Genomic DNA, 7,257 nt, shown 5'->3' on the forward strand with positions numbered 1-7,257 from the left:
AGATCGAAACTCTGTACCTATTAGCTTTACATATTCATACTCTTACAGTCATCTGTTAGCGGTAGGAGTGGCACCCCGGTTGGATGCAGCTGTGTGGAATAGCGAAAACAGAAAGTGACTTTACGAAACTTTGTGTTTGACCATAGACCACTAAGCGGCAAACAACGGAGTAGAACGTTTGACGCGACCCGGATGTGAAGGAGGGGAACAGCCTTATGCTCTAATAAATAAAGTAGCTGACCAACGTAAACATTATATATTTCGTTCATGGTGTTAAATAACCCCACCATTATGAGAAATATTTACATTTCCTTACTATTCGTGATCGTGTGTTTTGGCATTGCTTATAGTCAGAATTATTCAATTCCGCAAGCACAAGTACACAGTGCTATCTATGTGGATAGTGTTCAATTGAATAATGCAACATCCAACTCCATCGCTTTGAGTCAGAACTGCACGAGTACAAGTAGTTTTGGAAATTATAGCAATTTGACCGCGCAGGTACAAGCCGGCTCTACTTACTCTTTAGATGTAAGTTTAGCAACGTGTAATGGTACATTTTATAATAGTATCTTGGAAGCATGGATAGATTATAATGATAACGGTGTTTTTGAATCCAATGAATCCATTTTAGTAAATAACGTGAGTGTTGCGGGTAGTGATAATTATGTTTTTACGATTCCGAGTACTGCCGTGAATGGCTTGGTAAAAATGCGAATAATGCTAGAGAAAGGAGGTATTGCACCTTTAGATGGTAACCAAAATATTGCCATAGGAAACATTTTAGATTTTAGTGTTATCATCAACGGTGGAGTATGTAGTCCCATTTCAAATTTGACCAGTTATGGTATTACCGCAAATTCTATAGGATTTAGCTTTATAAGCGGTCAAGCTACAGAATTTATTGTAGAGTATGGCCCATTGGGTTTTCAGCAGGGAACGGGAAGTACGATGACCATTTTAACTGCGAGTGGTACCTTGGTTGGTCTAACTCCAAATTCTACTTATGAAATTTGTGTGCGCGCAATATGTGCTCCAGGAGATACCTCAGCCTCCTCCTGTATAATTGCGGCAACTTCTAATTTACCTTTGTACATCAATAATGTTCCAGGGCAATGTCCAAGTTTTATTGACATAAGTTCAATTGGAACAAATTTAAACTTAACCAATGGTCAGACCACTGGATTAACCTTACCCTTTGGTTTCGAATTCCAGGGGCAGCTCATAAATAACGTAACTGTAGGTCATGATGGAGCACTTATTTTAGGTACGCAAACAGGAACGATTGGCACAGATATAGCTTCTTCTACACAAAATGGATTATTCGTCTTTAATCAGGCCTTATCTGCTTATACAAATGGTGTTTTAACTGATGGTGTATATTCTTTTACGCAGGGAACGACTCCAAATAGAAAATTTATTGTGCAGTGGAAAGACAGAGGTTTTATTTCTACAACGCAAAATAATGCGGACAGAATCAACTTTGAAATTGTCTTGGAGGAGAGTACGGGCAATTGTTATTTCATCTATGATGACGTAAATTTCTCTAATCCCTTGTATGATTATGGGAAAGATGCGGAGATAGGTGTTCGAGGTCCTATTCAGAATTTGGATATTTCTATGAATGATGCGAGTTATTTACAAGGAAATAGTTGTGTATACCTACAACCAACAATTTGTGATCCTATTTTGAACTTAGCGCGTCTGGATTTAAGTGAAAGCTTCATTGAGTATTCTTGGACGAATACCAACTCCAGTGTGACGGTGGAATACGGTCCTTCAGGATTTACTCCTGGTACGGGTACAGTTACTACTGTTAACGGAACCAATCAAATTGAATTCGTTGCTGGTATCAACGGTTTATTACCAGGAACTACTTATGATGTTTATTTTCATACGAATTGTGGGTTTGCAGCACAAGGTCCGGTACTCATCGATTCATTTGAATTTGCATCGTGTACAGCTCCAAACATTATAGATGCTGATGTACATTATGATACCTTGATTGTAGCTTTGGATAATACCAACACTAACTATAGTTTTAATTATTGGATAGATTATAAGTATGTTGGAAGTACAAATTACACTCAGTACAGTTCCGTTTTTCAAACGCCATTATCCATAGACTCAATAGTTGATAATAACCTAAATACTTCAATGATGTTGGAGGTATGTGCACACCGTTACTGTTATAACCAAGGTGTATATGTAGATTCTAGCGATTGGACATGCTATCCAACACCCATACCTGCCAATGCACCCATCAATTCAACGCCGTCAACATCCACTTCTGTAAGTGTAAATGGTGTGGCTCTGAGTTATACGAATCAGAACATTGCTACAGCTGCAATCAATAACACACTCAGTAGTACAATATCTACAGGTAATACACAAACAGGATGGCTGAATGGAAATGCGAATAATGTTGCTTGGTTTAACTTTGTTGCACCGGCATCAGGAAGCGTAATTATAGATGCAACGGGGATAGATCATTTGAATAAATCTTTTGGTCAGCCCATGAATGTGGCCAATAAAGCGGCAATATTTAGTACAACGGATGTAAATAATTCTAATGCATTTACATTGATCAGTGCCAATGATAATTCGATGTTTGATACCAACCTTGTTTCTTTTGATTGGGTGGTATGTGGATTAATACCGGGAAATACGTATTTCATGATGTATTCTGATGACGATAATACTGCCCAAGGAGGAGAATTCTCTTTGAGGTTAACAGACCCGGATGATTTAGATGATATTCAGTTTGTGAATAATCCGGGGATTTGTATGTCAGCAATAAGCACGGATTTAAATAATTTATTGACTCAATATCCAAACGAAGAAGGAGTATGGTTCTCAGATAGTTTAGAGATAAGTAGCGATATAATAGGAAGTCACTTGATACTAAATAATATTACGGGAGGACAAGTACCATTAGGTTATATATCGAATTTAGGTTGTGCTTCCGATACCATTTCTGTATTCGTTCAGATGGAAGAACTACCTCAAGCAGGAGTGGGTACAGCCATTCATACCTATAAAAATTGTCCGGTTAATTTATTTACAGCGTTTGACGGACAAACGATTAACCTAGGGGGAACCTGGTATGATTTCCAATGGAATGAGGTTGTGAACTATAGTAATCTTTCCGGCAATATTCCTGGTCAATACAATTATTATTATGTGGTTCAAGGAACAGTATGTCCTAGTGATACCGCAACGGTACTCTTAATCGTTGATCCCTCTTATGATTGTAATGCATCTACAATTAATGTATCTGCCTCAATAGAGGTTGAACTTTTTCCAAATCCAACACAGGGGAAAATAAATCTAAGGGTTTTAGGTTCAACAGAAAAAACGAGTTATAGAATATATGATACTAAAGGCAGTAGTCTGCAAGATGATTTCATTGAAATACCAGTGAATGAAATGGTGGTAATAGATGTACAAGAACTACGTCCGAGTATTTATTTCATAGAAATAAAAAAAGGGGAGTATACCACGGTTGAAAGGTTAGTGGTCCAATAAATCATTTGTAAGATAAACCAGAGAGGCATCCTAATGATTAGGGTGCCTTTTTCGTTTGCTATCTCAAGAAGATCTATTAATAAATATTGGACCGATAATTCAGCCTTAATTTTAAAATAGGGGAATTCTGCGTATCTTCAACCTAGAATGAAATACGCCCTACTTTTTGTATTGTTTTTAAGTGCTTGCACCACAGAAATTGTGGAGGATAAGCAAGATATTGCGCCTTTAAATTTGAAGGTAGATTACAAAGGTGTGTTTACCAATACTTATGGTTTAGATATGGATTTTGAGAATACTAACTTACCCTACTGGTGGTCCGAGAAATATATTGATAGTTTAGGTATTAAGCACATCGAAATAAAGGAGTTTTTAGCGGAAGACTTTGAAAAGGGTGTTGACTATACTGTTGCATTACCCAAGCGAAGAGTAAGGTTTAATTTCAACCGAGAGGGGGGATTACGTTCCATGCATAAGCAAGAGTTTTATGATGATATTTTAATCTCGAGCAAAGAATTTAAAATGGGGAAAACTGATCCTTGTGGTAGGGTGGAAGTGAGGCAAAAAGTGTTTAGCAAATATAAAAAGCGACATTTCTATGATCCTCTTCTAGAAAATATCACAGATGCTTACTTGGAACCGATGGACGATATTGATAGCACTTACATATACAAGGGAAGAAAGTCGGAAGTTTTATGCGTGAATGGATCCATGCAGCAATTAAACTATCTAAGGGATAGTCTAAATAAATCTGTTTATAGCGTTACTGGAAGTTTAAAGAGTCCTCAAATGCTCTGTTGTTATGGGGTTGAAGCAAGTGGTGATACCTTGCAACGTAATATTTATAGTAATAGCGGTGTATTACTTTTTCATAAAAGTAATGAGGGTGAAATAGAACATAAAAAATCTTTTACTTATGCAAATAATTTATTGGTAGAGATTAAGGACAGTCTTTTCATAGCCTATGATTTTGTGAGTGAAGAGAGTTATTTGTTTTTCTATGATAGTTTAGGTTTGCCTTCACAAATACAGCGAAAAGAAACTTTAGAGAACAGTGTTTCACAGCTTAATGCTGTTTATATACTGACATTTAATAAGTGATAATTAACTTGTTTTTTGATACTTTCTGTATTTTTGCCCTAGATAAAATCACCCTTATGAAACTACTTATTTTAATCGCTTTGATTTTGAGTTGTAGCATTGCATATACTCAAATTGACTTAACGAGCTCAGTCAATCATTCTTATGATTTTCCATTTGAAATTGGTATGGAAAGTAATTATTTCCAGTCTATTTATCACAAAGATGAAATTAAAGGGGCAGGCAATATTACAGGAATAAAATTGTATGTAAGTGAAGGTTTTTATTTAGGTGGAAACGATGATTTTGAGGTATATCTAGGAGAAACTAGTTCTAATAACTTTCAGAATATAGGATTAATAGACACGTCACTCTTGGAATTAGTAAGTGACACGAGTGTCCAGATAACCAAAGTTTGGGGTACAGATTATATACAAATAGATTTTCCTGTACCGTATAGTTATTCAGGTAATAGCAATTTGGTTGTTGGAATAAAAGAAAAGGGGAATGGGAAATATTATGGTGATTATCATGAAGGTTTTTATTGGAGTTACAGAAATGGAGCAACTCGTCGTACTTGGAGTGTTAATGGAGATATAGATTTGTCTTTACAAGGTCCGAACTCGAAGGTTGATAAATTATTACAATTAACCCTTCTAGGTATTAATCAAAGCTGTCCAAAGCCCAAAAATGTAAGTCCTGTTGACATAACTCAAACAGATTTATTTCTGACTTGGGAAGACCCTATAAGTTCTGGAGATTACCAAATCAAATACGGATTGGTTAATTTTATGAATTCTGGTTCGGGTACTGTTTTGACAAGTTCAATAGATTCGGCTTTAATTTTAGGTCTTACTTCAGCTACGCGTTATGAGAGTTATATCAGAAATGTTTGTGGCGTTGGTGATACAAGTGCTTGGGTTGGTCCCGTTTATTTTATTACAGAATGCGCCACACAGCCTACCCCATTTTTAGAAGATTTTGATGGTAATGCATCATGTTGGCATTACCGAAAGGGAAGATTGGATACGAATTCGAGGTTAGAGTTTATCAATCAAACGGGTATATATTTGGTTGGAGGACAAACTGGATTTAATCAATATCAAACCAATTTTAGAGAGTGGATTGTTTCTCCAAGTATACAAGTTTCGGGTTCTAATATGCAAGTGAATTTCGATTTAAAAAATGAATATGTTTGGGATGGAAAATACTACTCGTCTGCATGGGCAGAGGATGATACCTTAAACTTTGTTATTTCATATGACAATGGAGAGACCTGGGACAAAAGTAATGTACTGGCTCAATGGAGTATTAATCATTTACCAGCGGATAGTTACGAAAATGTAAGTATTCCTATACCGAGCACCAACGGTCCTGTTAAGTTCGGTTTTTATAATATTAATACTATAGCAAATAGTTATAGTATTATTGGGATAGACAATTTCAGAATAGAACAAATACCTAGCTGTAAACGTCCAAATCGTCTACATGTTAAATATGCTGATGACAAGAATATCTTTTTAGAATGGGAGGATACAATTTCAAATCAATGGGAGGTAGCATATGGTTTGGATGGTTTTTCAATTGGTACTGGTCAGGATACAATAATAAGTAACAAGGAACTACAAATTACCAATCTATTACCCGATGAAACTTACGATATTTATATCAGAACGAAATGTGGTAGTATAAATAGTCCGTGGTATGGAGCATTACCAGTTCATACAGAATGTCCTAGCGATACTGTAAATTATACTTTCAGTAATGATTGCTGGACCACTGGCATAGGCATACTAACAGATTCAACTCAAATGATTGCGAAATCTTCCAACTGGGATATGAATGTTTTAAGCTCCAGTATGGATCTTAGATATTTTGCTGTTAATGATTGGCTAATTTCGCCGAGTATTTCATTATCAGGCAATGGAGATTATTTAAAGTGCAAAATTAGAAATGTGGACTACAACATCAATCAGTATTATGGATGGGGAATTGATGATACTGTTGCTATTGTAATCTCTACAGATAATGGAATAACATGGGACATTAATAATGCACTCGAAATCTATACGTTTTCAAACCGGCCTAATTTATCCGATTTTTACCAGATGTATGATCTATCTGCCTACACGGGAAAAATTAAAATTGGGTTTTATGTGTCCTCGAAAAACAAAGATGGTGGAATGAAGATCTTTGTTGAAAACTTTTATCTAGGTCAAGTTCCCTCTTGTTCTGCTCCTAGTAATTTTTCTTTAGCAAATATTCAAGGTAATAGTGTAGATGTATTAGTTAATCATATTTTACCTGTTCAAGGGTACGAGGTATCCATCGTTAATGCTGGATCGCAACCCAATGTAAGTAATGTTGTTTACTCTACTATAGATTCAGTTCATGTTTCAGGACTGAGTCCAAATACAAATTATCATGTCTATGTAAGAAATGTATGTTCTAGTAGTGATGTAAGTATGTGGCAAGGCAGTCTCTTTTTTAAAACGCCTTGTGGGGTTGAACCTTTGCCTTATACAGAGTATTTCTCTTCTACTTGGCCCTCGTGTTGGGAAGAAGCACAGGGTGTACTTTCAGATAGTACAGTATTTACTTCCACATTTTCTTTTTGGGATTATAAGTATTGGGGAACACCTTTAGGCA

3 protein-coding genes are annotated in these 7,257 nt (G+C 36.1%); all 3 read left to right on the forward strand.

All coding sequences use genetic code 11. The features are described from left to right. Positions 1-291: 291 nt before the first annotated feature. Complete coding sequence (locus tag AC22ZQ_RS11130) at positions 292-3,528, forward strand: GEVED domain-containing protein (RefSeq protein WP_318958845.1); 3,237 nt, start codon at positions 292-294, stop codon at positions 3,526-3,528. 147 nt (positions 3,529-3,675) lie between these two features. Further along, positions 3,676-4,629, forward strand: a complete 954-nt coding sequence (locus AC22ZQ_RS11135; RefSeq protein WP_318958846.1) for a hypothetical protein — start codon at positions 3,676-3,678, stop codon at positions 4,627-4,629. A gap of 56 nt (positions 4,630-4,685) precedes the next feature. Continuing rightward, a partial coding sequence (locus AC22ZQ_RS11140) for a fibronectin type III domain-containing protein (RefSeq protein ID WP_318958847.1) occupies positions 4,686-7,257 on the forward strand: 2,572 nt, incomplete at its 3' end.

Source organism: Lishizhenia sp., from assembly GCF_057456495.1.

Coding starts and splice junctions, on each gene's coding strand:
- AC22ZQ_RS11130 (WP_318958845.1), top strand. CDS start 292: ATGAGAAATATTTACATTTCCTTACTATTCGTGATCGTGTGTTTTGGC.
- AC22ZQ_RS11135 (WP_318958846.1), top strand. CDS start 3,676: ATGAAATACGCCCTACTTTTTGTATTGTTTTTAAGTGCTTGCACCACA.